Here is a 26,977-nt window from a genome sequence, read left to right on the forward strand (position 1 = left end):
GTATGAATATCGCCGATGGCACCCAGGTCGCCTCCCATATCCAGCATGACAAACCGCGCGGCCTCGCCCGCTGGCTGTTCGCCACCAACCACAAGGATATCGGCACGCTGTATCTGTGGTTTTCCTTCGCCATGTTCATCTCCGGCGGAGTGATGGCACTGGGCATACGCGCCGAGCTGTTCAGCCCGGGGCTGCAGTTCTGGCAGCCCGAGCTATTCAATCAGCTCACCACCCTGCACGGTCTGGTGATGGTGTTCGGCGCCATCATGCCGGCGTTCACCGGCCTCGCCAACTGGATGCTGCCCTTGATGATAGGCGCGCCGGACATGGCGTTTGCGCGCATGAACAACTGGAGCTTCTGGCTGCTGCCACCGGCGGCGCTCTTGCTGATGATTTCGTTCTGGGTACCCGGCGGCGCGGCCGCTGCCGGCTGGACGCTGTACGCACCCTTGTCCACCCAGGGCGGCATGGGTACCGACCTGACCATCTTCGCCATCCACATCCTCGGGGTGAGTTCGATCATGGGGGCGATCAATATCGTGGTGACGGTGCTTAATCTGCGCGCGCCGGGCATGACGCTGATGAAGATGCCGATGTTTGCCTGGGCCAGCCTGATTACTGCTTATCTGATCATCGCGGTGATGCCGGTGCTGGCCGGCGTGGTAACCATGGTGCTGACCGACCGCCACTTTGGCACCCACTTTTTCAATGCCGCCGGCGGCGGCGACCCGGTGATGTACCAGCATATCTTCTGGTTCTTCGGCCATCCCGAGGTCTACATCATGGCCTTGCCGGCATTCGGCATCGTCAGCCAGGTGATTCCGACTTTCGCCCGCAAGCCGCTGTTCGGCTATACCTCGATGGTGTATGCCACCTCCAGCATCGCCATCCTCAGCTTTATGGTGTGGGCACACCATATGTTTACCACCGGCATGCCGGCCACTGCCCAGCTGTTCTTTATGTACGCGACCATGCTGATTGCGGTGCCGACCGGGGTGAAGGTATTCAACTGGGTGGCCACCATGTGGGAAGGGGCGATGACCTTCGAGACGCCCATGCTGTTTGCCATCGGTTTCGTGATGCTGTTCACCATAGGTGGCCTGTCCGGTGTGATCCTGTCGGTGGCGGCGGTCGATATCCAGTTGCAGGACACCTATTACGTGGTGGCGCATTTCCACTATGTACTGGTGGCCGGCGCCCTGTTCAGCCTGTTCTCCGCTGTTTATTACTGGTTTCCCAAGATGACCGGCAAGATGTATTCGGAGAAGCTGGGCCAGCTGCATTTCTGGTGGTCGCTGGTGTGGTTCAACATCACCTTTTTCCCCATGCACTTTCTGGGTCTGGCGGGCATGCCGCGCCGCATTCCCGATTACGCCTTGCAGTTCACCGACTTTAACGCCATCGCCAGCGTCGGCGCCTTTATGTTCGGTTTTGGCCAGCTGATCTTTTTCTACAACATGGTGCGCTCCATCCGCCATGGTCAGCCTGCACCGCAAAAGCCATGGGAAGGCGCCAATACGCTGGAGTGGGCGATCGCCACGCCGGCGCCGTATCACAGCTTTGTGGTCGCGCCGCAGCTGGAGGTGGGCGACAACGGCGTGATTCTTGAGATGAAGGGCGGCGAGCACCATTGAGGGTGAGAGCCATGCGCGACAACCGCATCCTGCTGAAAAAGCTGTTGCTGATTGCCTGCCTGATGTTCGGCTTTGCCTGGGCGCTGATTCCCATGTACCGGGTGATCTGCGAGGTAACCGGCATCAACCGCGTGGTCAAGGCCGATGCGGCCCCGGCTGCCGGCAGCAGCATCGCGCCGGGCGTGCCGGTCAAGCTGGTATTCGATGCCAATGTTCAGGCCGGCTTGCCGTGGCAGGTCAAGCCCTTGGTGCGCAGCATGATGGCGCGTACCGGCGAGTTTGTCCGCGTCGACTACGAAATCACCAATGCCAGCAACCGGCGTGTGGTCGGCCAGGCCATTCCGCGTTATCTGCCGGCCGCCGCCGGGCCTTATGTGCATAAGCTCGACTGTTTTTGCTTCAAGGAACAGGCTTTTGCGCCGGGCGAGACGCGGCGCTTTCCGGTGGTGTTCGTGGTGTCGCGTGAATTGCCGGCCGAGCTGAGCGAGTTGACGCTGGCCTACACCGTGTTCGATGTGCCGGGCAAGGTGGCGTCATGAGACTGTGGGCGGCGCTGCTGGCGGTGCTGTCGGCCTTTGGCGGGGTGAGAAAAAGGCAGGCGGCCGAGTCTGACCGGCGCTTGAAGCCGTACGAAATCATTGCCGCCGCCTTGTTGCTGGCACTGCTGCTGATCGTATTTTTACTGTGGGTTGTGCGCCGGGTGACACATGGCGCGGGAGGCTGATATGCAAGGACATGGCACAGCGGCAGGCGAAGAATCGGCCGCGCAGCAGACACGCTATTTTGTTCCTCCGCCATCGCGCTGGCCGCTGGTCGGCGCGGTGGCCTTGTTCTGCATCGGACTGGGGGCGGCCTTTGCGCTGAACGGCATGTTGCTGGGGCCGCTGTCGCTGGGCGCCGGGGTTGCCATCCTGGTGTGGATGCTGGTGGGCTGGTTTCGCGATGTGATACGCGAGAGCCGTGCCGGCAGCTATCGCGCGCGCGAAGACATGTCGTTCCGCTGGGGCATGGGCTGGTTCATCTTTTCCGAAGTCATGTTTTTTGCTGCCTTCTTCGGCGCGCTCTACTACGTGCGTGTGATTGCGCTGCCCGAACTGGGGGATGAGACGCACAAATTGCTATGGCCCGATTTCAATCCGGCCTGGCCTTTGCAGACCGCGCCCGGCATCGATGCCGTTTACCAGGCCATGGGCGCATGGGGACTGCCGGCCATCAATACCGCCATTTTGTTGAGTTCGGGCGGCACGCTGACCTGGGCGCACTGGGGCATGATCGAAGGCAAACGTAGCCAGCTGGCCTGGGGGCTGGGCATCACCGTGTTGTTGGGCATGCTGTTTCTCAGCCTGCAAGCCTATGAATACCACCATGCCCTGAGCGAGCTGGGGCTGTCCTTCGCCTCCGGAGCCTACGGCATGACCTTTTACATGATGACCGGCTTTCACGGCATGCATGTTCTGGTCGGGACGCTGATTCTGGCGGTGATCTGGGTGCGCGTGTTGCGCGGCCATTTCAGCGAGCACAACCACTTTGCCTTCGAAGCTGCCGCCTGGTACTGGCACTTTGTCGATGTGGTGTGGCTGCTGCTGTTTGTCTTTGTGTATTGGTTGTGAGTAGAGAGGGGGAGGGTTAATGGCTTCCCCACCCGCCTGACAGACGCGAGGCTATCAGCAGCAGAAACAGGCCGATGGATAGCGCAATGCGCAAGGTGAGGGCGCGCACCGTACGTGTACGGTCAGCGTCAGGACGCAGCAGGCCAAAGAGCGCGGAAAACAGCGCAAGCAGGATGGCCAGCAAGGCAAGGACGATAAGGATTTTCATGAGGTTTGCGCTCAAGAGTCTGTCTTTGAAGACTAGTGTCATTATCGGCTGCTGTCTGCTGCCGTTTGTGCTCAGCCTGTGGCAGTGGCAGCGCGGTGTTACACGCAGTGCCGAGCTGGCTGCCGTCGAAGCGGCGGCCTTGCAGTCGCCGCAGGCCATGACGACGGCGGATCGGGTGGCCGCACCGGATAGGCGCCGGGTCCGGGTCGAGGGAAGGGTGGTGGGCGATGTTTTGCTATGGCAGGGCACGGGTTTGGGCGGACGCCCGGATTACCGCGTATGGCTGCCGCTGAGCCTGAGCGATGGCAGCATGGTGATGGTGGATGCAGGACGCATTGCGCCCGATGGCCGCTTGCCCGTGCTGCCGCATCGCTTGAGCGGCCATGGCCGCTGGCAGCCATGGCCACAGCTGCTGACCCTGTCCGGTGCGCGCCTGGGGCACAAAGGCGTGGTCGATGCGCCTTCGCGCGAGGTGCTGGAGTCCCGTTATGGCGCAAGCCTGCGTGCCGGCATGGTGGTGCTGGAAGTCCCGCTGGCCGGTCTGCTGGCTTCGCCATTCAAGCCGGCATTCGACCCGCAGCGCCATTTTGCCTATGCCTTGCAATGGCTGTTGCTGGGCTTGTTGTTACTGGCGTCGGCCTGGCGTTTGCTTAAACCCGGCAGGCGATCGCATACGCTGGCGATGGAGGAAGTGCAATGAAAGCGCGTAGCAAGTTGTGGCTGATTCTGGGCGTGTGTGTGGCTCCGGTATTGGCGTCCACGCTGACTTATTTTGCCGCCCCGCCTGACGGCGGCAAGAGCTACGGCACATTGTTGGCCACGCAGACACTGGCGGTCAGCCGGCAAGCTAGTTGGCCCAAGGGCAAGTGGGTGCTGCTCAATGCCGCGCGTGCGCCCTGTGATGCCGAATGCACTCGCCAGCGTTTCAATCTCGGCCAGATTCAACTGGCGCAGGGCGAGGCAGGCGAGCGGCTGGTGTCCTTGACGCTGTTTGATGTCTTCTCGCCGGTTGATACCAGTCAGGTAACGACGCTGATCGGGCACGAGCCGGCCTTGCTGCCCGGCCTTACGCTGGTCGACCCCTTGGGCAATCAGGTGCTCAATTATCCGCCGGGAGCGGAGCCGACCCGCATCATCCGTGAAGTGGCCAAGGTCATGAAAACCAATAACGGCCTGGGCTGAGCAGGCGCTGGCGGCACATTAATATCGGGAGAGGGGAAGCATGAAACCATTACCGCGCAGCATCCATCACTTGCTGATGCTGGCTCTGCTGATTGCCTGCGTCGTGGTGCCCTTGGGCGCTTTTGTACGCCTGTCTGATGCCGGGCTGGGATGTCCGGACTGGCCGGGTTGTTATGGCCAGCTGTCGCCGGCCCATGCGCGGGACGTGATTGTCGACATTCACAGCGCAGACCCATACGGGCCGGTCAGCATGGCCAAGGCGTGGAAGGAAATGATACACCGCTATCTGGCAGCAGGCCTGGGCGGGGTCATTCTGCTCTTATGTATTACCGCCTGGCGGCGCCGGCTGTCGCTTTCCAGCCGCATGATCAGCACGCTCTTGCTGCTGGCCGTGGTGGTGCAGGGTTTGCTTGGCATGTGGACGGTAACCTTGCTGCTCAAGCCGGTGATCGTGTCCTTGCATCTGATCGGCGGCATGCTGATTGTGGCCATGCTGGCGACGCTGGCCAGCCAGCGCTTTTTGCCGCCGCATGGGGTGGCGTTGTGGCAGCGGATTTTGGCATGGGCGCTGGTCGTGGCGCTGATCGCGCAAATCCTGCTGGGGGGCTGGGTCTCGTCCAATTATGCCGCACTGGCCTGTCAGGGCTTTCCGCAGTGCAACGGGCAGTGGCAGCCGGCTGAAATGCGTTTTGATCACGCTTTTCATCTGACGCGCGAGCTGGGCATGGCCCCCGATGGTGGCTTGCTGTCGTTCGGCCATCTGGTCGCCATCCACTGGGTACACCGCGTAGGCGCGGGACTGGTGTCGGCCTTGTTGCTGTTGCTGGTGTGGTGCGGACGTCATCAGGCTGACTGGCAGGGACAGCGCCGCGTTTTATTGCTGCTGTGGTTGCTGCAAATTGCTCTTGGCGTGGCCAATGTCTTGCTGGGTCTGCCCCTGGCGCTGGCCGTAGCGCATAACGCCGGCGCCATGTTGTTGCTGGCCTGCGCCTTGATGCTGGCGCTGCGCTTCACTTCGCCACTATCTGCCGCCGTTGCCGTGCGCGCGCGCCGTTTTGCCCGACTGTCCGGAGAGCAAGCATGACGACACAAATCCTGAACCCTGTCCGCCCTTCCGCCCGCCAGCTCTGGCGTCTGGCCAAGCCGCGCGTGGTGTTGCTGATTGTGTTCTGCGCCGTGATCGGCATGCTGCTGGCGAGCCCCGGCGTGCCCGACATGGCGCTGATGGTGCCGGCAACGCTGGGCATTGCGCTGGTGGCCGGGGCGGCGGCGATGATTAATTGTCTGGTTGAGCGTGGCCTGGACGCGCGCATGCGCCGCACGGCCAGTCGTGCCACGGCTCGCGGCGATGCGGGCGTGGCGCTGACACTGGTCGTGGCATTGACGGCCGGCGGTTTCGGCATGGCCTTGCTGGTGGCGTTTGTGAATGCGCTGACGGCGTGGCTGACGCTGGCGACTTTTGTCGGTTACGCCATCATCTATACCCTGCTGCTCAAGCCCAATACGCCGCAGAATATCGTGATCGGCGGCGCCAGTGGCGCCATGCCGCCGCTGCTTGGCTGGGCTGCGGTGACGGGTGAAGTCAGCGCGATGGCCATGGTGCTGTTTCTGATCATCTATGCCTGGACGCCGCCGCACTTCTGGGCGCTGGCGCTATACCGGCGCGAGGAGTACCGCAGCGCCGGCCTGCCCATGCTGCCGCTCACCCACGGCGAGCGCTTCACCACCTTGACCATGCTGCTGTACAGCATCTTGCTGGCCGCCATTTCGCTATTGCCGGTGGCGCTGGGGGCGAGCGGTCTGCTGTATCTGCTGGCGGCGCTGGGGCTGAATGCTTATTTCATCGGGCTTGCCGCCCGTCTGCATCACAAGTATGCTGATGAACTTGCTAGGCGCATGTTTCGCGGGTCGATCTGGTATCTGACCTGGCTGTTTGCGGCGCTGATGTTTGATCACTACTGGCGGATACCCCTGTCCTGATGCTGCGCCGCGTGCTGTTCTGTTGTTGTCTGCTGGCTTTGATGGCGTGTACGCCGCAGCCAGCCGCGCCTCAATTCAAGGGCAGCGATATCAGCGGTGTTGCTTTTGGCGGCAATTTCACCCTGACGGACCAGCAGGGAAAGACCGTGTCGCTGGCGGATTTTCGCGGCAAGGCGGTGGCGCTGTTTTTCGGTTACACCCATTGTCCGGATGTCTGTCCGACCACCTTGCTGGAGTATGCGCAGGCCATGAAGGCGCTGGGGCCGCAGGCGGACCGGGTGCAGGTCTTGTTTGTGTCGCTGGATCCCGCACGCGATACCCCGGCAGTACTGGCCGCTTATGTGCCGCATTTTGACCGGCGTTTTATCGGCCTGACCGGTAGCCAGGCGCAGGTCGATCGGGTCGCGACCCAATTCAAGGTGGTGGCACAAAAGGTGGCGACAGAAGGTGGCGGCTATACGCTGGACCATAGCGCCGGCTCTTATCTGTTCGATGGTGCGGGCAACTTGCGGCTGTATCAGGCATATGGCACGCCATCGGCTGCGCTAGTTCATGATATTCGGGAGCTGTTGCGGTAGACTGTGCCGATTGATGTCATGTATGTATCAGGATAAGCCCAGTGAGTACAGATTCTCCCAATAATGTGCCCCGTGAACCCGGTTCGCTGGATCTGGCTCAATTTACCCTTACGACCCGGCTGGAAATTGCCCACCATCTGAAAACGATCGCCTTGTCCGGTGCGATGGCGACTTTGTTTGCCAACCACGGCAAGACTTTTGTACTGACCCGTTTGCTGGATGTCGATCTGGATGCCGGCCGTCTGGTGTTCGACTGGGGGGGCAACGAAGAGGCCAACCGCCAGTTGCTGGCCAGCGAGCGCAATGTGTTTGTCTGTGCCCCCGAAGGCGTGAAGACCCAATGTGTGCTGGGCCCGGTGCTCAGTATCGAGCATGAGGGTCGCGCGGCGCTGGCGGCCGATCTGCCTGATGCGGTCGTTAAATTGCAGCGCCGCGAGTGTTTCCGCATCCAGACACCGCGGGTCAATCCCTTGTTATGCCGTATTGGCGACTACCCTGGTGCCGCACTGGAACTTGCCCTGTCCGATATCAGCCTGGGAGGCATGGCCTTATTGCTGCCGCAGTCTGGTCTGGCCGGTTTTGCCGTCGGTGATGCTTACCGCGATTGCCATATCGAGCTTAAGCCCTTTGGCGTGCTGGATGTGGCATTCGAGGTGCGTTATAGCCAGACCCAGCTGCAGCGTAACGATGTAGAAGTTACCCGTGTTGGCTGCCAGTTCCTGAATATGACTTCGGCGCGCGAAAACCTGGTGCAGCGCTATATCGCCACGCTGGAACGCGAGCGCCGCGCCTTGTCACTCTGATTCTTATTAGAAGTAACGATCATGAAACTGACCATTGCCCTGTCCAAGGGACGTATTTTCGAAGAAACCCTGCCCTTGTTGGCGGCGGCCGGCATTGTGCCTGCCGAGGATCCCGAGTCGTCGCGCAAGCTGGTGATCGACACCAACCACGAACATGTCAAGCTGGTGATCGTGCGCGCTTCCGATGTGCCGACCTATGTGCAGTACGGAGCCGCGGATCTGGGCATTGCCGGGCGCGATGTGCTGATCGAGCACGGGGGCGATGGTCTGTATCAGCCGCTGGACTTGAATATTGCGCGCTGCAAAATGATGGTCGCGGTGTCGAACGACTTCGACTACGAGGCTGCGGTCAAGCACGGCGCACGTCTCAAGATTGCCACCAAGTATCCGCAAATCGCACGCGAGCACTTTGCGCGCAAGGGCGTGCACGTCGACATTATCAAGCTGTACGGTTCAATGGAACTGGCCCCTCTGGTCGGGCTGGCTGACGCCATCGTCGATCTGGTCTCGACCGGCAATACGCTGAAAGCCAATAATCTGCTTGCGGTCGAGCACATCCTCGACATCAGCTCGCGGCTGGTGGTGAATCAGGCGGCGCTCAAGCTGAAATATTCGACCATACAGCCGGTGCTGGATGCGTTTGCATCGGCCGTACCGGCCTGAGGGGGACGCATGCAAAAACTGAATAGTACCGAGTCTGGCTTTGCAGCCAAGCTGGCCGCACTGCTGGCCTTCGAGACCGCGCAGGACCCCGAGGTCGACGCCCGTGTTGCCGCCATCTGCGAGGATGTCAAAACCCGTGGCGATGCGGCGCTGGTCGAATACACCAATCGTTTCGACCGCATGCAGGCTACGTCCATGGCCGAACTGACTCTGACGCGCGCCGAGCTGGAAGCGGCTTTTTTGCGTCTGCCGGATGCACAGCGCGAGGCCCTCACCGCAGCGGCGGCGAGAGTGACGCGCTACCACGAAAAGCAGCGGGCGCAGTCGTGGAGCTATGAAGACGAAGACGGCACGCTGCTGGGACAGCAGGTGAGCGCGCTGGACCGGGTCGGCATTTATGTGCCCGGCGGCAAGGCCTGCTATCCGAGCTCGGTGCTGATGAATGCCTTGCCGGCCAAGGTGGCCGGTGTCGGTGAAATCCTGATGGTGGTGCCGACGCCGGCCGGTGAAAAAAATGATCTGGTGCTGGCGGCGGCTTTTATCGCCGGCGTCGATCAGGTGTTTACCGTAGGGGGCGCTCAGGCTGTCGCCGCGCTGGCTTACGGCACCGAAACCATCACCCAGGTCGACAAGATTACCGGCCCGGGCAATGCCTATGTCGCCGCCGCCAAGCGCCGCGTATTCGGCGTGGTCGGCATCGATATGGTGGCAGGTCCCTCCGAGATTCTGGTGATCTGCGATGGCACAACCGATCCTGACTGGATCGCCATGGACCTCTTTAGCCAGGCCGAACACGACGAGATCGCCCAGGCCATTTTGTTGTGCCCGGACGCGGCCTATATCGCGGCGGTCGAAGCCAGCATAGCGAAGCTGCTGCCTATGATGCCAAGGCGCGCCATTATCGAAGCCAGCCTGAGCAACCGTGGCGCGCTGATCCAGGTGGCGGATCTGGCCGAGGCCTGCCGCATCGCCAACTATATCGCCCCCGAGCATCTGGAATTGTCGGTGGCCGAGCCTGAAGCCTGGCTGCCGGCGCTCAAGCACGCCGGCGCGATCTTTATGGGGCGCTTCACCTCCGAGAGCCTGGGCGATTATTGCGCCGGCCCCAACCATGTCTTGCCGACCAGTCGCACCGCACGTTTTGCCAGCCCCTTGGGTGTCTACGATTTCCAGAAACGCAGCAGCCTGATCCGGGTGTCGCGTGCGGGTGCGCAGCAACTGGGGCAGATTGCCAGCGTGCTGGCCCATGGCGAGGGGCTCACCGCCCATGCGCGCGCGGCTGAGATGAGGATGGAGAGCAAGGCGTAGCACTCGCGCTCTATGTCATATCGCGATACGATATGGACATAACAAGGCCCGTTCAGCGATGACGGGTCGAAACTCAAGATCGAGATGAAATTGTCAGTACAACAATGGATCAGGCCGGAAATTGCTGCGCTGCAGGCTTATCATGTCGCGGATGCAAGCGGTATGGTGAAGCTGGATGCGATGGAAAACCCGTTTCCTTTGCCGCCGGCCTTGCAGGATGAACTGGGTGCACGCCTTGGCCGTGTTGCCATCAACCGCTATCCCGACCCGGCCGGTGCCGGCCTCAAGCCACGGCTTAAGGCTGCGTTTGGCATCCCCGACCCGTCCGAGGTCTTGCTGGGCAATGGTTCGGACGAGCTGATTACCCTGATTACGCAGACGCTGGCCCGCCCGGGTGCCAAACTGCTGGCGCTTGAGCCTTCGTTCGTGATGTACCGCATGAACGCCATCCTGTCCGGCATGGACTATGTCGGCGTGCCCTTGAATGCCGACTTCAGCCTGAATCTGGACGCGATGCTGGCGGCCATTGCAGAGCATCAGCCGGCAGTGGTGTTTATCTCTTACCCCAATAATCCGACCGGCAACCGCTATCCGCGCGCTGCGGTCGAGGCCATTATTGCGGCGGCGCCGGGTCTGGTGGTGGTCGACGAAGCCTATCAGGCTTTTGCCGACGACAGCTTTATGGCGCAGGCCGGCACCGTGCCGAATCTGCTGGTATTGCGCACCGTATCCAAAGTGGGCCTGGCCGGCATCCGCCTGGGTTACGCTGCCGGTCATCCCGCATGGCTGGCTGAAATCGACAAGGTGCGCCCGCCCTACAATATCAATGTGCTGACGCAGGAAGCCGCACATTTCGCGCTTGATCATCTGCCGCTATTCGATGAACAGGCGCACATCCTGCGCGCCGAGCGTACGCGTCTGGCGGCTGCGCTTGCCGCCTTGCCGCAGATGACGGTGTTTGCCAGCGAGGCCAACTTCATCACCTGCCGCCTGCCGGGGGCTTTGGCCGTATTCGATGCGCTCAAGGCGAACAAGATACTGATCAAGAAACTGGATGGCGCCCATCCGCTGCTGCAGGACTGCCTGCGCTTTACCGTCGGCAGCCCGCAAGAGAACGATGCGCTGCTGGCCGCCCTTTACGACATCCTGAGCTGAACCATGCGTACCGCGACTGTTACCCGCAATACTTCCGAAACGCAGATCACCGTCTCGCTGAATCTTGACGGCAGCGGCATCGGCCGCTTCGATACCGGCGTGCCTTTTCTTGACCATATGCTGGACCAGATCGCGCGCCATGGTCTGATCGACCTTGATATCCATGCAGTCGGTGACTTGCATATCGATGCCCATCACACGGTGGAAGATCTGGGCATTACGCTGGGTCAGGCCTTTGCCCGAGCCATCGGCGACAAGAAGGGCATACGCCGCTATGGTCATGCTTATGTGCCGCTGGACGAGGCGCTGAGCCGGGTAGTGATCGATTTGTCCGGCCGTCCGGGCCTGGTGTACAACATCGAATTCACCCGCGCGTCCATCGGCAGTTTTGACGTCGATCTGTTTTCCGAGTTTTTCCACGGCTTCGTCAACCACAGCATGGTGACGCTGCATATCGACAATCTGCGCGGGATCAACAGCCACCATCAGGCCGAGACCGTGTTCAAGGCCTTTGGCCGTGCACTGCGCATGGCGGTCGAGTTCGACGAGCGCATGGCCGGGCAGATGCCCTCGACCAAGGGGACGTTGACGGCATGAAGGTCGCCATTATCGATTACGGCATGGGCAATTTGCACTCGGTGTTGAAATCGGTGCAGGTCGTCAGCGACAGCGGCACCGAAGTCTTTTTGACCTCCGATCCGGACCGTGTGGTCAAAGCCGACAAGGTCGTGTTTCCCGGCCAGGGCGCGATGCCGGACTGCATGCGCGAACTGCGCGCCCACGGCCTGGCCGAGGCGGTGCTGGAAACCACGCGCAGCAAGCCGTTTTTCGGCATTTGCGTCGGTGCCCAGCTCTTGTTCGAACACAGCGCCGAGGGTGACACCGCCGGGCTGGGCATTTTCCCCGGCAATGTCCTGCGCTTTGGCCATGACTTGCACGATGCGCACGGCGAGCGCCTGAAAGTGCCGCATATGGGCTGGAACCGCGTGTTTCAGACCCGGCCGCACCCGCTGTTTGCCGGCATCGAAGACGGCGAGCGCTTTTATTTTGTCCACAGCTACCATTTCGCGCCTGACGACAGCGCTCTGAGCCTGGCCCAGAGCGAGTATCCCGAACGGTTTTCCTGTATCGTCGGGCGTAACAATATTTTTGCCACGCAGTTCCACACCGAAAAGAGCCACCGCGCAGGGCTTCAGATGATGAAGAATTTCCTTGCCTGGGATGGCTGTGTTTAACCTTCTGTAGATGAATGCATCATGTTGCTGATACCCGCTATCGATCTTAAAGACGGCCAATGCGTACGCCTGAAGCAGGGCGTGATGGACGACGCGACCGTGTTTTCCGACGACCCGGTCAAGGTCGCGCTGCACTGGCGCGATCAGGGCGCCGAGCGCCTGCATCTGGTTGACCTCAACGGTGCTTTTGCCGGCAAGCCCAAGAATCGCGGCATCATCCGCGACATTCTGGGGGCGGTCGGCAAGGACATGGTGGTGCAACTGGGTGGCGGCATCCGCGATCTGGACACCATCGAGGCTTATCTCGATATGGGCCTGAAGTATGTGATTATCGGTACCGCTGCGGTGAAGAACCCGGGCTTCCTGCACGATGCCTGTGATGCCTTCCCCGGCCACGTCATTGTCGGTCTGGATGCCAAGGACGGCATGGTCGCGATCGATGGCTGGGCCAAGGTGACGCCGCACAAGGTGATCGATCTGGCCAAGCGTTTTGAAGACTATGGCGTGGTGTCGGTGATCTACACCGATATCGGCCGCGACGGCATGATGAATGGCGTCAATGTCGACGCGACCGTCAAGCTGGCACAGGCACTCACCGTACCGGTCATCGCTTCGGGTGGCCTGACCAATCTGGATGATGTCCGTGCCCTGTGCGCGGTACAGGCCGAGGGTATCGAAGGTGCCATCACCGGTCGTGCCATCTACGAAGGCAGCATCGATTTTGCCGAGGCGCAAGCGCTGGCAGACGAGTTGACAGCTTAAAGCGGGATCCTGGACTCGGGAGCCGGCCGGTGTCGGCGCTGGCTACGAGTCCCGGATTCCGAGTCCCCTATCCCGAAAGTCATTATGCTCGCCAAACGCATTATTCCCTGTCTCGATGTCAACGCCGGCCGTGTGGTCAAGGGTGTCAATTTTCTTGGCTTGCGTGATGCCGGCGACCCGATCGAGATTGCGAAACGCTACAACGATCAGGGTGCCGACGAGCTGACTTTCCTCGATATCACCGCCAGCTCCGACGAGCGTGACCTGATCCTGCATGTGATCGAAGCGGTGGCCGATCAGGTCTTTATTCCGCTGACCGTGGGAGGCGGCGTGCGTAAAGTCGATGATATCCGCCGCCTGCTCAATGCCGGTGCCGATAAGGTCGGCATCAATACCGCGGCCATCACCAATCCGGACCTGGTACGCGAGGCGGCCGAGCGCTTCGGCTGCCAGGCCATTGTCGTGGCGGTGGATGCCAAGGCGGTGAATGCCGACAACAGCCGCTGGGAAATTTTTACCCACGGCGGACGGCGGGCTACCGGCATCGATGCGGTCGAGTGGGCCGTCAAGATGGCCGACTATGGCGCCGGTGAAATCCTGCTGACCAGCATGGACCGCGACGGCACCAAGGCCGGTTTCAATCTGGCGCTGACGCGTGCGGTCGCCGATGCGGTGTCGGTGCCGGTGATCGCCTCTGGCGGCGTCGGCAATCTGCAGCATCTGGTCGACGGGGTTACACAAGGCAAGGCGGATGCGGTGCTGGCTGCCAGTATCTTCCACTTCGGCGAATACACCGTGCGTCAGGCCAAAGAAGCCATGCGCGAGGCGGGGATAGAGGTGAGGTTGTAAGTACGGTAGCGATGCGGGAACGGGGATCGGGGAGCCGGGATTCGGGAACCGGGGTGTTGACGTGGTTTGGCCGGTTTTAAACACTGAAATCCGAGTCTCGAGTCCCGAGTCCCGAGTCCCGAGTCCCGAGTCCCGAGCCCCGAGTCCCGAGTCCCGAGTCCCGAGTCCCGAGTCCCGAGTCCTAAAGGAAAACCATGAACAACAGCCCCTGGCTGGATGAAGTCAAGTGGGACGGCAACGGTCTGGTGACCGCTATCGCCCAGGATGCAAAGACCCAGCGCGTGCTGATGGTCGCGTGGATGAACCGTGAGGCCCTGCAGCTGACGGCCGACAGCGGTATCGCCCACTACTACAGTCGCTCGCGGCAGAAATTGTGGAAAAAAGGCGAGGAGTCCGGCCATTTGCAGCACGTGCAGGAACTCAGGCTGGATTGCGACGGAGATGTGGTGGTGTTGCAGATCGAGCAGGCCGGCGGTATCGCCTGCCACACCGGGCGCGCCTCCTGTTTTTACCGGCGTTTCGAGCAGGGCGCCTGGGTGAGTGTGGATGAGGTATTGAAGGACCCTGCGGCCATTTATGGGGCGGGAAACTGAACGGTAGTTTGATCCGGCGCAAGGCTAGGGTTTTTCCTTATCAAGTTTTCGTAAATTTGCAATAAAATCGACTTATACTTTGGCCGATTCTTCTTGAGGGCAGTCTGATGATCAACACCGAGATACTCAGTCATCTGGCTGATACGCTGGAAGCGCGGCGCGAAGCCGCGGCCGGGTCGTCCTATGTGGCGTCCCTGTTCAAGCAGGGCGAGGATGCCATCCTGAAAAAAGTGGCCGAGGAAAGCGCCGAGGTGTTGCTGGCCGCCAAGGATGGCGACCGTCTGCATCTGGTGCGTGAAATGGCGGATCTATGGTTTCATAGCATGGTGCTGCTGGCCCATCATGGCCTGCGCCCCGAAGACGTGCTGATGGAGCTCAAGCGGCGCGAGGGCATCTCGGGCCTGGATGAAAAGCTGGCACGCAAGCCGCAACCATAAACCCCGGGAGTCATGCAGTGAGCGATTGCCTGTTTTGCAAGATTGCGGCGGGAGAGATTCCGTCGAACAAGGTGTACGAAGACGAAGACTTCCTCGCTTTTCACGATATCCGCCCGATTGCGCCGGTGCATTTTTTGATCATTCCCAAGCTGCACGTTGCCAGCCTGGCGCAGTGCGGTGCATCGCATCAGGCTTTGCTGGGCCGGATGCTGCTGCTGGCGCCGCAACTGGCCGCCGAACAGGGCATGGCCGACGGCTTCAAGTGCGGGATCAATACCGGCGTGGGTGGCGGGCAGGAAGTGTTCCATCTGCACCTGCACGTATTCGGCCACAAGGCCTGAGCATATTTAATCTGCACGCCTGCCAGCGTGGCGGCGTGCCATTCATCTTTTAAGGTAGAGTCATTATGGGTTCCTTCAGCATCTGGCATTGGTTGATCGTTCTGGTGGTTGTGGTATTGGTTTTCGGCACCAAGAAGCTGCGCAATGTGGGTGAAGATCTGGGCAGTGCGGTCAAGGGCTTTAAAGACGGCATGAAAGAAGGCGACGACAAGAGCAAGGCGCCGGAAGCCGGCCGCGTGATCGATGTCGACGCCGATTCCGACAAGAAATAAGCGCGGCTAGCCGTGTTTGAAATCAGCTTTGGCGAAATCATCCTGATCAGCGTGGTGGCGCTGGTGATACTGGGTCCAGAACGCCTGCCGACCGTGGCGCGCACGCTAGGTGCGCTAGTCGGGCGCGCGCAGCGCTTTGTGTCCAGTGTGAAGGCCGATGTACAGCAGCAGGCGGCGGATAGCGGTCTGCTCGGTATTTCGCAGGACATCCGTGGCGCGGCCGACAGCTTCCGCTCGCAGATGCAGGAGCAGGTGGACGAGGTCAAGAATGTGGTCGCCGAGCAGCAGAGCGCGCTGCATGAGGTGGCCAGCAGTGCCGCCGCGCCATTTGACGAGGCCCGCCGCAGCCTGCAGCCGGATGTGGCACTCGCGCCCGCCGCCGATACCGATCCGCATGAGCTGATTGCCGCCGCGCACCGCGATGATGCAGATGACACACTGCCGCTGGTCAACGATAAGCAGCTTGACCTGTTTGATCCTCCCGCGTCGGCGCCAGCCGACAAACCCTCAGCATAACGAGCATCAATGACTGAACAGCCGTTGCTTGCGCACCTGATCGAGTTGAGAAACCGACTGGTGCGCGCCGCAGCCGGCATCGTGATCGTATTTATCGCCCTGTTCCACTGGGCGGGGGATATTTATCACCTGCTGGCCAAACCGATGATGGACGTGCTGCCTGCCGGTGCGCAGATGATAGCCACCGATGTGACCGCGCCGTTTTTTGTGCCGGTCAAGGTCACCATGCTGGTTGCCTTCCTGATTTCCCTGCCCAATACCCTGTATCAGGTCTGGGCTTTTATCGCGCCCGGTCTGTACCAGCACGAGAAAAAACTGATTGTGCCGCTGGTGGTATCCAGCGTGCTGCTGTTTTTTATCGGCATGGCTTTCGCCTACTATCTGGTGTTTCCGGTGGTCTTCGGCTTTATGAGCGCGGTGACGCCGACCGGCGTCGCCATGATGACCGATATCGATAAATATCTGTCTTTTGTACTGGGCATGTTTGTCGCCTTCGGCGTGACGTTCGAAGTGCCGGTGGTGGTGATTGTGCTGACGCGTATGGGCATTGTCAGCGTGGAACAGCTGCGTCAGGGCCGGCCTTATGTGATTGTCGGCGCCTTTGTGATCGCCGCCATCGTCACGCCGCCGGACGTTCTGTCGCAGATCATGCTGGCGGTGCCGCTATGGCTGCTGTACGAGTGCGGCATCCTGCTGTCGGTATTTCTGGGCAAGGCGCCAGAACCTAGCAGCAAGGAGCCGACATGAAGCAGGGCTGGTTTCACTGGGGTGCCATTGTCAGCCTGATCGCGCTGATCCTGCTTAATCTGGGCTGGGAGCTGTGGTGGGCACCGCTGCGCGAGGGCGGATCGTGGCTGGTGCTCAAGGCTGCACTCTTGCTGCTGCCGCTGCCCGGCATCCTCAAGGGGCGGATCTATACCTATCAGTGGTCGTGCATGTTCATCCTCGCCTTCTTTGGCGAAGGGGTGATGCGCGGCTGGGGCGATAGCGGTCTGAACCAGCAACTGGCCTGGGGTGAAATCGCGCTGACCACGCTCTACTTTGTTTCGGTGTTGATGTTTATCCGCACTGGCCGCCCGGCTGCTGCACACGCTACGCTTTAATCCTGCCAGGCCGCTTGCGGCCTGGTTTTGTTTCCTTCTGTTCCCGCCTCATTATCCGTGCCGATTTCTGGCTTGCCATGCGTCGTCATGGCTGGCATCTGTTGCGCCAGAAATAACAAGGTCATTAAAAAGCCGCGGCAAGAAATTTATTTGGGTTATTATTATGTTTAACTATAGTTAACGCATAAAACTCTATATGAGCATGAGTAGTATCTCGGCTCAGAGGTCACCATGGCTTATCACGGCTCATCTTCTTCCAGCGATAGTGGCGGCTTTAGCCAGCAGGCTATTCACCTCGATCCTCTTCTTGACTGCCTGTTTTCCCTGGCACGCGGCTTTGGCCTGAATGCGACGCGCGAGTCGCTGCTGGCTGGCATTCCGCTGGCCGATAACCGTTTGTCGCCCTCGATGTTTGCCCGTTCGGCGCGGCGCATAGGCCTGGCTGCACGGGTGGTGCGCCAGCCGCTGGCCAGCCTGCGTAGCGAACTGTTGCCCGCGGTGTTGTTGCTGGAAAACAACGATGCCTGCATTTTGCGTAGTGTCGATGGTGAAAGGGTGGCCATCAGCTATGCCGAGTTGCCGGATGCGGTGGTCGAGCTGTCGCTGGCCGAGCTGGAGGCGCGTTATGCCGGCATCGGCATTTTGGTGAAGCCGCGTTTCCAGTACGAGAAGCGTACCCCCGAGCTTACGCAGATCCGCTCTCGCCACTGGTTCTGGCAGACGGTATTCGCCAGCTGGCCCTTGTATCGCGACGCCTTGATGGCGGCCTTCCTGATCAATGTGTTTGCGCTGGTCTTCCCGCTGATTTCGATGAATGTGTACGACCGCGTGGTGCCGAATATGGCGACCGACACCTTATGGGTGCTGGCCATCGGCGGCGCGCTGGTGCTGATTTTCGATTTTCTGCTCAAGCTGTCGCGCGGCTATCTGGTCGATCTGGCCAGCAAGCGCGTCGATGTCACCTTGTCGGCGCTGATTATGGAGCGGGTGCTGGGCATTCGCATGGAGGCGCGCCCGGCATCGGTCGGCGCCTTTGCCGCCAACCTCAGAGCTTTCGAGACCATACGCGATTTTATCGCCTCGGCCTCCATCACCGCGCTGATCGATCTGCCGTTTTTGCTGGTCTTCATTCTGGTGATTATGTGGATCTCGCCGATGATGGCGATTCCGGTGGTGCTGGGCACCGTGGCCATGCTGCTGTTTACCCTGCTGGTGCAGGGCAAGATGCAGGAAATGGCAGAAACCACCTTGCGTGCGGCCTCGCAGCGCAACGCGCATCTGGTGGAAAGCCTGTCCAATCTGGAGACGGTCAAGGTACTGGCGGCCGAGGGCGAACTGCAAGGACGCTGGGAGCAATCGACCCTGTTTCTGGCGCAGGTCGGCTCGCGTCTCAAGCTGCTGGCCTCGTCTACGCAGAACTTTGCCGGTCTGATCCAGCAGCTGGTTTCGGTCGGCATGCTGGTGATGGGGGTGTACCAGATTATGGCCGGCAGCGTATCCATGGGCGGCGTGATCGCGGCGGTGATGCTGTCCGGCCGTGCCATGGCCCCGCTGGGGCAGGTGGTGGGGCTGATGACGCAATACCACAATGCCAAGACGTCGCTGGCTTCGCTCGATGGCTTTATGAAAATGCCGGTCGAGCGCGAGAAGGATGCCAGCTTCTTCCATCGCACCCACTTCAAGGGCGAAATCGAGTTCAAGAACGTCAGCTTCAGCTACCCGGCCAACCCGATGGTGGCGTTGCGGGATGTCTCGTTCAGTATCCGCGAGGGCGAGCGGGTGGCCATCATCGGCCGCGTCGGCTCCGGCAAGAGCACCCTGCAAAAGCTGATTCTGGGGCTGTTCCAGCCGGGCGAAGGCGCCATTCGCGTCGACGGCATCGATATCAAGCAGATAGACCCGGCCGAGTTGCGGCGCAATATCGGCTATGTGCCGCAGGACGCGGTGCTGTTCTACGGCAGCATGCGCCAGAATATCGCCATGGGCTCACCGCATGCCTACGATGCCAGCGTCGCTGCTGCCGCCGAGCAGGCCGGGCTGACCGGCTTCATCAACAGCCACCCGCAGGGCTTCGACATGCTGATCGGCGAGCGCGGCGAATCGCTGTCCGGCGGGCAGAGAAAATCGGTCGCCATTGCGCGGGCGCTATTGAATGCCCCGCCCATCCTGCTGCTGGATGAGCCGACCAGCAATATGGATCACACCTCGGAGTCGCAGATACGCGCAACCCTGAAGAGCATTTTGCCGGGCAAGACGCTGATTCTGGTCACCCACAATAACAGCCTGCTGGATCTGGTCGATCGCCTGATCGTGATCGACCAAGGGCGCATCGTGGCCGATGGCCCCAAGGCGCAGGTGGTGGAAGCCTTGCAGCAGGGTCAAGTCGGGAGGGCCGCGTAATGGACTGGAAAACACGTTTCAAAGTCTGGAGCGAACGCGGGCAGACTAAGACCGCGCCTTACTGGGACAGGCTGATGGACTGGGCGGCGGCCAAGGATATCGCCGACCGCAACGATTTTGCCGCCGATGCCGACTGGGCCATTCTCGAGCAGCAACCACAGCGTCCGCGCCTGTTTATCTGGCTGATGGCCGCGGTGTTTGTGGTCGCCATTCTGTGGGCCGCATTGTCCAAGGTGGACGAAGTCTCGCGCGGGGAGGGCAAGGTGGTGGCCTCGGGCCAGAACCAGCACCTGCAGAGCCTGGATGGCGGCGTGGTGTCGGCGATTATGGTGAAAGAAGGCCAGATCGTGAACAAGGGCGACTTGCTGCTCAAGGTCGACAACACCCGCTTCGTGTCTTCGCTCAGGGAAAACCAGGCGCAATACCTGTCGCAGCTGGCCAAGTCGGCGCGGCTCAAGGCCATTGCCTCCGGTCAGCCTTTTGTGATGCCGGACGAAGTGAGCCAGCGCGCCCCCGATATCGCGCGTCAGGAGCTGGAACTTTACAACTCGCGCCGGATGGAGCTGGATGCCAATGTGTCGATTGCACGCCAGCAACTGGCACAGCGCACCCAGGAGCTGAACGAGGCGCGTGCGCGGCGCGAGCAGGCGGCACAGGGCTTCGAGCTGACCAACCGCGAGCTGAGCGTTACCCGGCCGCTCAAGGCGACCGGGGCAGTATCCGATGTCGACCTTTTGCGTCTGGAGCGCGATGTGTCGCGCTATCGTGGCGAGCGCGATATGGCCGGTGCGCAGATTCCGCGCATTCAGGCGGCGATCAGCGAGGCGCAGCGCAAGATACAGGAAGTGGAGCTGGCGTTCCGCAACCAGGCCAGCATCGAACTATCGGAAACCATGGGCAAGATGGGCAGCCTGTCCGAAGGCAGTGTCGGGCTGGAAGACAAGGTCAAACTGTCTGAAATCCGCAGCCCGGTGCATGGCGAGGTCAAGCGCCTGTATACCAATACCGTGGGCGGCGTGGTGCAGCCGGGTAAGGACATCGTCGAAATCGTGCCGCTGAATGAATCGCTGCTGCTGGAGACGCGCATCACGCCGCGCGATATCGCTTTCCTGCGGCCCGGTCAGCGCGCCGTGGTGCGCTACACCGCCTACGACTTCACCATCTATGGCGGCATGGAAGGCGTACTCGAAGGCATCGGTGCCGACACCATTACCGATGAAAAAGGCAATGCCTTCTATATCGTCAAGGTGCGCACCAAGGGCTCGCGTCTGGGCGAGGCCAAGCTGCCGATTATTCCGGGCATGGTGGCGCAGGTCGACATCATGACCGGCAAGAAATCCATCCTGTCCTATATGCTCAAGCCGGTGCTGCGCGCCAAGGCCGAAGCATTAAGCGAGCGCTAAACCATGACCATCCTGCTGCTGACATTAAGTGAAGCGCTGGCCGATAGCTGGCGCACGGCACTGGGGCGCGAACGCTGCTGGCGCGTTACCGACGCGGCCACGCTGGCAGGTACGCTGCAAGGCGAACAGCTGGTGCTGGTCGATCTGGCACTGCCCGGTATTGAGGCGGCGAACTGGCCTGCCTTGTGTCGTCAGGGCCGCGTGATTGCCATGAGCTCCGACCCGGACAGCCGCGAAGGCCTGCGCTGGCTGCAACAGGGCGCGGCCGGTTATGCCCATGCCTATTCCACCGCCGATTTGCTGCAGCAGATTGTCAGCACGGTCGAGACCGGCTCCAGCTGGGTCGGGCGTGATCTGCTGGCGCTATTGTGTGGCCAGTTGGGCAGCAAGTTGCCGGACTCGGGGCTGGAAGCCTGGCGCGAGCGGGTGACGGCGCGCGAAGCCGAAGTCATCACCGCCCTCAAGCGCGGCATGGCCAACAAGGACATCGCGCGCGAACTCGATATCGCCGAACGCACGGTTAAGGCCCACCTCAGCAGCCTGTTCCATAAATTCGGCGTCGACGACCGCCTGCAACTGCTGCTCAAGCTGGCCTGAATAAGCTTGGTGCGCCCTGTAGGAGCGGCTTTAGCCGCGATGCCTGTAGGCGCTTCAGCCGCGATACCTTTCTAATCTAATCCCGGGATCAGGAACCCGGGATTTTCAATCCCGTCCCGTTGCCCTGTCTCCGTTTAACCACACTGCCCTTCAGTACAATACCCACGCCATACGTAAGCTTATAGCCTGACAACATCAGCATATTGTCACTCGGGGGTTATCATGGCGAATCAGGCACAGGGTCAGGTTGTTTCCATTCAGGGCGTGGTCAAGGCGATTGCCGCCGACGGCAGCAGCCGCCTGCTCAAGGCCGGCGACATCATCCTCTCCGGCGAGCGCATCGAACTGGCGCAGGGCGCCGCACTGGCCTTCTCCCGCCCCGATGGCCAGCTGGTCAACCTCGATGGCGGCCGCACCGTACTGCTGGCCGAAGAAACCCTGCTGCCCAATGCCGTCGATGCCAGCGAAGCCCGCGTCGCCCCCATCAGTGCCGAAGCCGAGCGCGTGATCGCCGCGCTGAACAATAACGAAGACCCGCTGAATGTGCTGGAAGAAACCGCCGCCGGCCTGAGCGGCGGCGGTGCCAACGATGGCGGCTTCGGCTTTGTGCGCCTGGATCGCGTGGTCGAAACCCTCAATTCGCTGAGTCTTGAATCCCGCAACATCGAAACCCGCGACATTCCGCGGATCGAAGGTACGGCCGCGAATAATGCCGAGCCTGAGGCCGTGCTGCCTCCCGATACGACTGCGCCGACTATCAGCGTCATCGCGCCGGACAACACGAACGACAGTACGCCGACCATCAGCGGCAAGACCGACGCAGCGCTAGGCAGCACCGTCACCCTCGTGGTCACCGATGCCAAGGGCAATCAGCAGACACTGACCACCACGGTGAAACCGGACGGTAGCTACAGCGTGGACGTAAAAGACCCGCTAGCCGAAGGCGGCTACAAGGCCGAGGCCAGCGTGACCGATCCGGCGGGCAACAAGGGTCAGGCGAGCGATGATGGCAGCGTTGACGTGACCGCGCCGACGATCTCCGTCGACGCGCCGGACAACACCAAGGACACCACGCCGACCATCAGCGGCAAGAGCGACGCGGCACCGGGCAGCACCGTCACCCTCGTGGTGACCGACGCCAAGGGCAATCAGCAGACGCTGACCACCACTGTGAAGCCTGACGGCAGTTACAGCGTGGACGTGACGAAGCCACTGGCGGAAGGCGGTTACAAGGCCGAGGCCAGCGTGACCGACCCGGCTGGCAATAAAGGCAACGCACAGGACAATGGCAGTGTCGATGTGACCGCACCGAAGATCTCCGTGGAGATCGTCAACGACGGTAATAACGATGGCTGGTTGAATGCCACCGAGGCGGGTAATGGTCAGGCACAGGTGGAAGTGCGTGTGGATCATGACTCGCTGCGGGCTGGCGGCCAGGTGACCCTGACCATAGACCGCGGTGGTAATCCCGAAACACGCGTGGTTACCGTTAAGTTCGTCGATGGAGCACTGCAGTTTGCCGACGCACAGGGTCAGCCACTGACGGGATACACCTACGACAAGGGTGTGATCCGCTTCAATGAGGGTATTTTGGCTGAAGGTGAGCGGCTCAAGGTCGATGCGGTGCAGACCGATGTAGCGGGCAATCAGGGTGTGGGTAGCGATAGTGCCAAACTAGGAGCTTTTGGAACGACTGATAGTGGAGCAGTAACCGAAGATGCAGCGATTCCGACGCTGAGCGATTCCGGACAACTGAAGGTCGCTACCGAAGTGGCGTTCAAGGCAGGTGCCGGTGTGGCGCAGGGCGAGGTGCTGGGCAGCCTCACTATCGCCACCGACGGCAGTTGGACCTACAACGTCGACAACAGCAAGGTGCAGTATCTGGGCACGGGCGAGACCCGTACCGAACGCTTCATAGTGCAGAGCAAGGACGGCACCGAGCATACGGTGACCATCACTATCAACGGCAGCAACGACGGCGCGACGGTTGGCCAGGGCAAGGACGACGTGGGCAGCGGCATCGTGAAGGAAGACACGGCCGAGCAGACCATCGCCAGCGGCAAGCTGACGGTGACCGACGCCGACAACGGTGAAGCGGTGCTGGTCGCGAAGGAAGTGAGCAACGACTACGGCACGTTCAAGGTGAACGCGGACGGGACGTGGAGCTTCACGCTGGACAACAGCAAGCCGGCGGTGCAGGCGCTGACCGATGGACAGAAGGTTGAGCTGAGCTTCGACGTGGTCTCGAAAGACGGCACCGGCAAGGCGACGGTGAAAGTCGACGTGCTGGGCAGCAACGAAGCCCCCACCACCTCCGGCGGTTACGCTGCGGGTAGTGAAGATGTGGCGCTTGTGTTGCAGTGGAGCCAGTTCAATGCGGCGGATGTCGATGCAGGCTCGTCGTTGTCGATCAAGATCACCTCGCTGCCAGGCGATGGCGCGTTGCAGTACAAGGATGCCAGCGGTAACTGGCAGGCGGTGGTGAAGGATCAGGAGTTCAGCAAGGCCGACATCGACGCCGGCAAGCTGCAGTTCAAGCCTGACCTGCACGAGTCCAGCACGACGGCGGGCAATGGCAGCGGCAGCAGTGTCGGCAACAAGGCGGGTGACTACGCGTCTTTCAACTATCAGGTCAGCGATGGTACGAATCTGAGCACGACCGGGAAGTTTGTGGTGGACATCGTGGCGGATGCCGATGCACCGACCCTGAGCATCAGCCCGGTACCGACAGCTGTGCCGACTGGTTTGAAGAAGGAGGTCTGGACCAACACGGTGATCAATGATGGTACGAACACAGGCTCGGGCGTCAGCCCGGACAAGCTGGAGAAAGCCATTGAAGGTGCCAGCGGTACGGCAACCGTGTCGACCATCACCAATGTTACGCAGGACACGGTGGTGGTGAATACGGCTACCCGCGTGACTGGCCTGGTATATCTGGAAGCCGGTAAGACTTACGCTTTCAGCGGCGTGGCTGATGATAGCTTCCGTCTGGAAGTGGGCGGTGTTACCGTGGCCGATGCCAACTGGGGCAGCAATAGCGGTAACTATTCGGGCCGCTTTGAGCCGACGGCCAGCGGTTACTACACCCTGACCATGTTCCATCATAACGAATCCGGCCCGGGCAGTTTTGATGTGAATGTCAGCATCAATGGTACTGTGCCACAGGATCTGAGCTCCGGAACCCTGAAGTTATACACTGCAACGACCGATATTACCGGTGCCGGTGTGAACCTGTCGCCACTTGTGCCCAATGCCAGTGGTGAGGGTGGCTACTACACAGAAGTGCAGCTGAACCGCGGCAACGAGGATACCTGGATTCCGCTTTCCCGCATTACCAGTGGCCTGGTCGATACCGACGATTCGGAAACCTTGTCGCTGTCGATCTCCGGGTTGCCGAAGGGCGCGCAACTGAGCGACGGCGTGCGTACGGTCACGGCCGGCGAGAACGGTGTCGTCAGCCTGGATGGCTTGAACCTGTCTAACTTGCAGTTCAAGGGACCGCAGGACTGGAACGGCAGCGTCAAGCTGACAGTGACCGCGACGGCGACCGAGTCGTCGAATGGCGACAAGGAGAGCACCAGCCAGGACCTGACCGTGACGGTGCTACCGGGTAACGACGCGCCGGTGGCGCAGAATGCCAGCCATAGCCTGCTGGAGCAGGAGACTGTCAGCGGCAAGGTTGTCGCTAGCGATATTGATGGTGATAGCCTGACATTCAGCGTTAACAAAGGCGCGGCGAACGGGGTGGTGAGTGTCGATGCAAACGGCAACTACAGCTATACCCCAAGCAAGGGGTATACCGGGACGGATAGTTTTGTCGTGAATGTCAGCGATGGCAAGGGCGGGGTGACGACTTCGACGATTACGCTGGATGTGAAACCGGTTGACCTGCATGTGCAGACGGGCAGCAAGAATCCGGATGTCTTGGGAGGGACGGATGGCCAGGATGTGATGATCGGCGACATCGGCACGGTCTTGATGCAGCCGGGGCAGAATTACAATCTGGCCTTTATGATCGATAGCTCTGGCAGTGTAAGTGGTACTGATATCGCGACCATCAAAACGCAACTGGCAACGGTGTTCAAGCAGTTGCAGGCATCTGCGCTGACCAATGGTGCCGGCAAGGTGAATGTGTTCCTGGTCGATTTCGATAAACAGGCCAATAGCAGTGTTTCGGTTGATCTGAGTTCGGCTAATGCCTTGAGCACGTTGCAGGGGGTGATTGACTCGTTGGCGAGTGGTGGCGGTACCAACTACGAGGCGGTGTTCAAGGCTACGACTGATTGGTTCAATCGTGCCGATGTGAAGGCAAATAGCGGAGCGATCAATCAAACCTTCTTCATGACCGATGGCAAGCCCACCTATTCCTTAACGGGCGGGAATGGTAGTGATACTACGGATGCAATAGTAAACAGCTCGAAAAATGCATTTATTGTGCTCAATGGAGTTTCAAGCGTTGAGGCGGTCGGTGTTAATTCTGCAATTACTGCCGGTGATTTGACCTCTTATGATTCGGACGGAAAGCCGCAGGCTAATATCCCGGCAAGCAGTATTGCCAGTGCGATTCTGGGGTATGAGCTGGATGGGCCTGCTGCTGCCGATACACTCAATGGCGGGGCAGGGGATGACATCCTGTTCGGCGATCGTATCCGGCTGGATGGGATTCCTGGTGAGGGCTTTGAGGCGCTGAAGGCCTATGTCGCCAGTAAGTCGGGTGGAAGCGTTCCGACCGACGCCGATGTGTACCGCTATGTATTGAGCCACGCTTCCGAGTTTGACCGTTCGTTCAGCAGTGATGGTAACGATACCTTGAATGGGGGTGATGGGCGCGATCTGTTGTTTGGTCAGGGGGGGAACGATAGCCTGAACGGTGGTACCGGTAACGACGTGCTGTTCGGCGGTGCGGGCGACGACAGGCTGACCGGCGGTCTGGGGGTGGATACTTTCAAATGGACGCTGGGCGACCAGGGGGGAGCGAATGCGCCGGCACGCGATGTGGTGACCGACTTCGGCAAGAACGGCGAGAAGGACGTGCTCGACCTGCGTGACCTGCTGCAAGGCGAGAGCCATGCCGGCAGCAATGTGGGTAACCTGACGGACTACTTGCACTTCAGCAAGGTGGGCAGCGACACGCTGGTCGAAGTCAGCCACACGGGCCTGTTCAAGGACGGCTACCAGGCCAGCGACGTGACGCAGCAGATCGTGCTGCAAGGCACCGATCTGACTTCGGGCAGCACGCTCAGCGACACGCAGATCCTGCAAAACCTGCTGAACGACGGCAAGCTGCAGGTGGATTAAGCGGGGAAGTGGCCCTGTTCCCGGTCGGGATGGGGCCGCCGTTAGCTGCG

Annotated in this window: 29 protein-coding genes; 28 read left to right on the plus strand and 1 reads right to left on the minus strand. The window is 60.7% G+C overall.

Features of this window, described 5'->3' with window-relative positions:
• Nucleotides 1-2 precede the first annotated feature (2 nt).
• The 4 genes from ctaD to GQF02_RS03695 are packed head-to-tail and all read left to right on the plus strand — an operon-like array spanning nucleotide 3 to nucleotide 3,244.
• Nucleotides 3-1,634 (plus strand): cytochrome c oxidase subunit I, encoded by a 1,632-nt coding sequence (gene ctaD, locus GQF02_RS03680; protein ID WP_160794919.1) that lies wholly within the window; start codon nucleotides 3-5, stop codon nucleotides 1,632-1,634.
• 11 nt (nucleotides 1,635-1,645) lie between these two features.
• Nucleotides 1,646-2,173 carry a cytochrome c oxidase assembly protein gene (locus GQF02_RS03685; RefSeq protein WP_160794921.1) on the plus strand — a complete coding sequence of 176 codons (528 nt, stop codon included), beginning with the start codon at nucleotides 1,646-1,648 and terminating at the stop codon, nucleotides 2,171-2,173.
• A complete protein-coding gene (locus tag GQF02_RS03690) occupies nucleotides 2,170-2,358 on the plus strand; it encodes a DUF2970 domain-containing protein (protein WP_160794923.1) in 189 nt (62 codons plus the stop codon). Before GQF02_RS03685 ends, GQF02_RS03690 begins: the two co-directional genes overlap by 4 nt.
• A gap of 1 nt (nucleotide 2,359) precedes the next feature.
• A complete protein-coding gene (locus tag GQF02_RS03695) occupies nucleotides 2,360-3,244 on the plus strand; it encodes a cytochrome c oxidase subunit 3 (protein ID WP_124735092.1) in 885 nt (294 codons plus the stop codon).
• A 16-nt stretch (nucleotides 3,245-3,260) separates the two neighbouring features.
• On the opposite strand, the gene GQF02_RS03700 is transcribed toward GQF02_RS03695, so the two are convergent.
• A complete protein-coding gene (locus tag GQF02_RS03700) occupies nucleotides 3,261-3,452 on the minus strand; it encodes a twin transmembrane helix small protein (protein WP_160794925.1) in 192 nt (63 codons plus the stop codon).
• 25 nt (nucleotides 3,453-3,477) lie between these two features.
• Here GQF02_RS03700 and GQF02_RS03705 point away from each other — a divergent pair, with 25 nt between their 5' ends.
• The 24 genes from GQF02_RS03705 (at nucleotide 3,478) to GQF02_RS03820 (ending at nucleotide 26,927) form a co-directional block, all read left to right on the plus strand.
• Entirely contained in the window at nucleotides 3,478-4,152 is a 675-nt protein-coding gene (locus GQF02_RS03705; protein ID WP_235930043.1) for an SURF1 family cytochrome oxidase biogenesis protein, read from the plus strand.
• Nucleotides 4,149-4,634, plus strand: coding sequence for a hypothetical protein (locus GQF02_RS03710; protein ID WP_160794929.1), 486 nt, complete (start codon nucleotides 4,149-4,151; stop codon nucleotides 4,632-4,634). The genes GQF02_RS03705 and GQF02_RS03710 overlap by 4 nt, the downstream gene beginning before the upstream one ends.
• Nucleotides 4,635-4,674: 40 nt before the next feature.
• A complete protein-coding gene (locus GQF02_RS03715) occupies nucleotides 4,675-5,718 on the plus strand; it encodes a COX15/CtaA family protein (RefSeq protein WP_220789312.1) in 1,044 nt (347 codons plus the stop codon).
• Nucleotides 5,715-6,614 carry a heme o synthase gene (gene cyoE, locus GQF02_RS03720; protein ID WP_124735096.1) on the plus strand — a complete coding sequence of 300 codons (900 nt, stop codon included), beginning with the start codon at nucleotides 5,715-5,717 and terminating at the stop codon, nucleotides 6,612-6,614. Before GQF02_RS03715 ends, cyoE begins: the two co-directional genes overlap by 4 nt.
• Nucleotides 6,614-7,192 (plus strand): SCO family protein, encoded by a 579-nt coding sequence (locus GQF02_RS03725; RefSeq protein WP_160794931.1) that lies wholly within the window; start codon nucleotides 6,614-6,616, stop codon nucleotides 7,190-7,192. The genes cyoE and GQF02_RS03725 overlap by 1 nt, the downstream gene beginning before the upstream one ends.
• A 41-nt stretch (nucleotides 7,193-7,233) precedes the next feature.
• Nucleotides 7,234-7,995, plus strand: a complete 762-nt coding sequence (locus GQF02_RS03730) for a flagellar brake protein (protein WP_328698588.1) — start codon at nucleotides 7,234-7,236, stop codon at nucleotides 7,993-7,995.
• Between the two features lie 21 nt (nucleotides 7,996-8,016).
• Nucleotides 8,017-8,658 (plus strand): ATP phosphoribosyltransferase, encoded by a 642-nt coding sequence (gene hisG / locus GQF02_RS03735; protein ID WP_124735098.1) that lies wholly within the window; start codon nucleotides 8,017-8,019, stop codon nucleotides 8,656-8,658.
• 9 nt (nucleotides 8,659-8,667) lie between these two features.
• On the plus strand, nucleotides 8,668-9,966 hold the full coding sequence (gene hisD / locus GQF02_RS03740; protein ID WP_124735099.1) for a histidinol dehydrogenase: 1,299 nt from the start codon (nucleotides 8,668-8,670) through the stop codon (nucleotides 9,964-9,966).
• 84 nt (nucleotides 9,967-10,050) lie between these two features.
• The gene (gene hisC / locus GQF02_RS03745; protein WP_160794933.1) at nucleotides 10,051-11,121 is read left to right on the plus strand and encodes a histidinol-phosphate transaminase; all 1,071 of its coding nucleotides are present in this window, start codon (nucleotides 10,051-10,053) and stop codon (nucleotides 11,119-11,121) included.
• 3 nt (nucleotides 11,122-11,124) lie between these two features.
• The gene (gene hisB, locus GQF02_RS03750) at nucleotides 11,125-11,718 is read left to right on the plus strand and encodes an imidazoleglycerol-phosphate dehydratase HisB (protein WP_160794935.1); all 594 of its coding nucleotides are present in this window, start codon (nucleotides 11,125-11,127) and stop codon (nucleotides 11,716-11,718) included.
• Complete coding sequence (gene hisH / locus GQF02_RS03755; protein ID WP_124735102.1) at nucleotides 11,715-12,356, plus strand: imidazole glycerol phosphate synthase subunit HisH; 642 nt, start codon at nucleotides 11,715-11,717, stop codon at nucleotides 12,354-12,356. Before hisB ends, hisH begins: the two co-directional genes overlap by 4 nt.
• A 21-nt stretch (nucleotides 12,357-12,377) precedes the next feature.
• Nucleotides 12,378-13,118, plus strand: a complete 741-nt coding sequence (gene hisA, locus GQF02_RS03760; RefSeq protein WP_124735103.1) for a 1-(5-phosphoribosyl)-5-[(5-phosphoribosylamino)methylideneamino]imidazole-4-carboxamide isomerase — start codon at nucleotides 12,378-12,380, stop codon at nucleotides 13,116-13,118.
• Nucleotides 13,119-13,202: 84 nt separating this feature from the next.
• Nucleotides 13,203-13,967, plus strand: coding sequence for an imidazole glycerol phosphate synthase subunit HisF (gene hisF, locus GQF02_RS03765; RefSeq protein ID WP_160794937.1), 765 nt, complete (start codon nucleotides 13,203-13,205; stop codon nucleotides 13,965-13,967).
• A 194-nt stretch (nucleotides 13,968-14,161) separates the two neighbouring features.
• Complete coding sequence (hisI, locus tag GQF02_RS03770) at nucleotides 14,162-14,560, plus strand: phosphoribosyl-AMP cyclohydrolase (protein ID WP_160794939.1); 399 nt, start codon at nucleotides 14,162-14,164, stop codon at nucleotides 14,558-14,560.
• Between the two features lie 107 nt (nucleotides 14,561-14,667).
• The gene (locus GQF02_RS03775; protein WP_220789313.1) at nucleotides 14,668-14,997 is read left to right on the plus strand and encodes a phosphoribosyl-ATP diphosphatase; all 330 of its coding nucleotides are present in this window, start codon (nucleotides 14,668-14,670) and stop codon (nucleotides 14,995-14,997) included.
• Between the two features lie 17 nt (nucleotides 14,998-15,014).
• Complete coding sequence (locus GQF02_RS03780; RefSeq protein ID WP_160794941.1) at nucleotides 15,015-15,338, plus strand: histidine triad nucleotide-binding protein; 324 nt, start codon at nucleotides 15,015-15,017, stop codon at nucleotides 15,336-15,338.
• Nucleotides 15,339-15,403: 65 nt separating this feature from the next.
• The gene (tatA, locus tag GQF02_RS03785; RefSeq protein ID WP_124736696.1) at nucleotides 15,404-15,610 is read left to right on the plus strand and encodes a Sec-independent protein translocase subunit TatA; all 207 of its coding nucleotides are present in this window, start codon (nucleotides 15,404-15,406) and stop codon (nucleotides 15,608-15,610) included.
• Between the two features lie 12 nt (nucleotides 15,611-15,622).
• On the plus strand, nucleotides 15,623-16,126 hold the full coding sequence (locus tag GQF02_RS03790) for a Sec-independent protein translocase subunit TatA/TatB (RefSeq protein ID WP_124736695.1): 504 nt from the start codon (nucleotides 15,623-15,625) through the stop codon (nucleotides 16,124-16,126).
• 9 nt (nucleotides 16,127-16,135) lie between these two features.
• The gene (gene tatC, locus GQF02_RS03795; protein ID WP_160794943.1) at nucleotides 16,136-16,873 is read left to right on the plus strand and encodes a twin-arginine translocase subunit TatC; all 738 of its coding nucleotides are present in this window, start codon (nucleotides 16,136-16,138) and stop codon (nucleotides 16,871-16,873) included.
• Nucleotides 16,870-17,229, plus strand: a complete 360-nt coding sequence (locus tag GQF02_RS03800; protein ID WP_160794945.1) for a DUF2069 domain-containing protein — start codon at nucleotides 16,870-16,872, stop codon at nucleotides 17,227-17,229. The genes tatC and GQF02_RS03800 overlap by 4 nt, the downstream gene beginning before the upstream one ends.
• 231 nt (nucleotides 17,230-17,460) lie before the next feature.
• Nucleotides 17,461-19,629 (plus strand): type I secretion system permease/ATPase, encoded by a 2,169-nt coding sequence (locus tag GQF02_RS03805; protein WP_160794947.1) that lies wholly within the window; start codon nucleotides 17,461-17,463, stop codon nucleotides 19,627-19,629.
• Nucleotides 19,629-21,032 carry an HlyD family type I secretion periplasmic adaptor subunit gene (locus GQF02_RS03810; RefSeq protein ID WP_220789314.1) on the plus strand — a complete coding sequence of 468 codons (1,404 nt, stop codon included), beginning with the start codon at nucleotides 19,629-19,631 and terminating at the stop codon, nucleotides 21,030-21,032. Before GQF02_RS03805 ends, GQF02_RS03810 begins: the two co-directional genes overlap by 1 nt.
• A gap of 3 nt (nucleotides 21,033-21,035) precedes the next feature.
• Nucleotides 21,036-21,629, plus strand: a complete 594-nt coding sequence (locus tag GQF02_RS03815) for a response regulator transcription factor (RefSeq protein WP_160794949.1) — start codon at nucleotides 21,036-21,038, stop codon at nucleotides 21,627-21,629.
• 222 nt (nucleotides 21,630-21,851) lie between these two features.
• Nucleotides 21,852-26,927, plus strand: a complete 5,076-nt coding sequence (locus GQF02_RS03820) for a retention module-containing protein (protein ID WP_160794951.1) — start codon at nucleotides 21,852-21,854, stop codon at nucleotides 26,925-26,927.
• Nucleotides 26,928-26,977: the final 50 nt, after the last annotated feature.

The sequence above is a fragment of the Craterilacuibacter sinensis genome (assembly GCF_009831765.1).
Lineage (GTDB): Bacteria > Pseudomonadota > Gammaproteobacteria > Burkholderiales > Chromobacteriaceae > Craterilacuibacter > Craterilacuibacter sinensis.

Coding starts and splice junctions, on each gene's coding strand:
- tatC (WP_160794943.1), top strand. CDS start 16,136: ATGACTGAACAGCCGTTGCTTGCGCACCTGATCGAGTTGAGAAACCGA.
- GQF02_RS03775 (WP_220789313.1), top strand. CDS start 14,668: ATGATCAACACCGAGATACTCAGTCATCTGGCTGATACGCTGGAAGCG.
- GQF02_RS03710 (WP_160794929.1), top strand. CDS start 4,149: ATGAAAGCGCGTAGCAAGTTGTGGCTGATTCTGGGCGTGTGTGTGGCT.
- GQF02_RS03810 (WP_220789314.1), top strand. CDS start 19,629: ATGGACTGGAAAACACGTTTCAAAGTCTGGAGCGAACGCGGGCAGACT.
- GQF02_RS03820 (WP_160794951.1), top strand. CDS start 21,852: ATGGCGAATCAGGCACAGGGTCAGGTTGTTTCCATTCAGGGCGTGGTC.
- hisD (WP_124735099.1), top strand. CDS start 8,668: ATGCAAAAACTGAATAGTACCGAGTCTGGCTTTGCAGCCAAGCTGGCC.
- hisA (WP_124735103.1), top strand. CDS start 12,378: ATGTTGCTGATACCCGCTATCGATCTTAAAGACGGCCAATGCGTACGC.
- ctaD (WP_160794919.1), top strand. CDS start 3: ATGAATATCGCCGATGGCACCCAGGTCGCCTCCCATATCCAGCATGAC.
- GQF02_RS03685 (WP_160794921.1), top strand. CDS start 1,646: ATGCGCGACAACCGCATCCTGCTGAAAAAGCTGTTGCTGATTGCCTGC.
- hisI (WP_160794939.1), top strand. CDS start 14,162: ATGAACAACAGCCCCTGGCTGGATGAAGTCAAGTGGGACGGCAACGGT.
- GQF02_RS03700 (WP_160794925.1), bottom strand. CDS start 3,452: ATGAAAATCCTTATCGTCCTTGCCTTGCTGGCCATCCTGCTTGCGCTG.
- GQF02_RS03725 (WP_160794931.1), top strand. CDS start 6,614: ATGCTGCGCCGCGTGCTGTTCTGTTGTTGTCTGCTGGCTTTGATGGCG.
- GQF02_RS03715 (WP_220789312.1), top strand. CDS start 4,675: ATGAAACCATTACCGCGCAGCATCCATCACTTGCTGATGCTGGCTCTG.
- GQF02_RS03690 (WP_160794923.1), top strand. CDS start 2,170: ATGAGACTGTGGGCGGCGCTGCTGGCGGTGCTGTCGGCCTTTGGCGGG.
- hisH (WP_124735102.1), top strand. CDS start 11,715: ATGAAGGTCGCCATTATCGATTACGGCATGGGCAATTTGCACTCGGTG.
- hisB (WP_160794935.1), top strand. CDS start 11,125: ATGCGTACCGCGACTGTTACCCGCAATACTTCCGAAACGCAGATCACC.
- tatA (WP_124736696.1), top strand. CDS start 15,404: ATGGGTTCCTTCAGCATCTGGCATTGGTTGATCGTTCTGGTGGTTGTG.
- GQF02_RS03800 (WP_160794945.1), top strand. CDS start 16,870: ATGAAGCAGGGCTGGTTTCACTGGGGTGCCATTGTCAGCCTGATCGCG.
- hisG (WP_124735098.1), top strand. CDS start 8,017: ATGAAACTGACCATTGCCCTGTCCAAGGGACGTATTTTCGAAGAAACC.
- hisF (WP_160794937.1), top strand. CDS start 13,203: ATGCTCGCCAAACGCATTATTCCCTGTCTCGATGTCAACGCCGGCCGT.
- GQF02_RS03815 (WP_160794949.1), top strand. CDS start 21,036: ATGACCATCCTGCTGCTGACATTAAGTGAAGCGCTGGCCGATAGCTGG.
- GQF02_RS03805 (WP_160794947.1), top strand. CDS start 17,461: ATGGCTTATCACGGCTCATCTTCTTCCAGCGATAGTGGCGGCTTTAGC.
- GQF02_RS03695 (WP_124735092.1), top strand. CDS start 2,360: ATGCAAGGACATGGCACAGCGGCAGGCGAAGAATCGGCCGCGCAGCAG.
- cyoE (WP_124735096.1), top strand. CDS start 5,715: ATGACGACACAAATCCTGAACCCTGTCCGCCCTTCCGCCCGCCAGCTC.
- hisC (WP_160794933.1), top strand. CDS start 10,051: ATGAAATTGTCAGTACAACAATGGATCAGGCCGGAAATTGCTGCGCTG.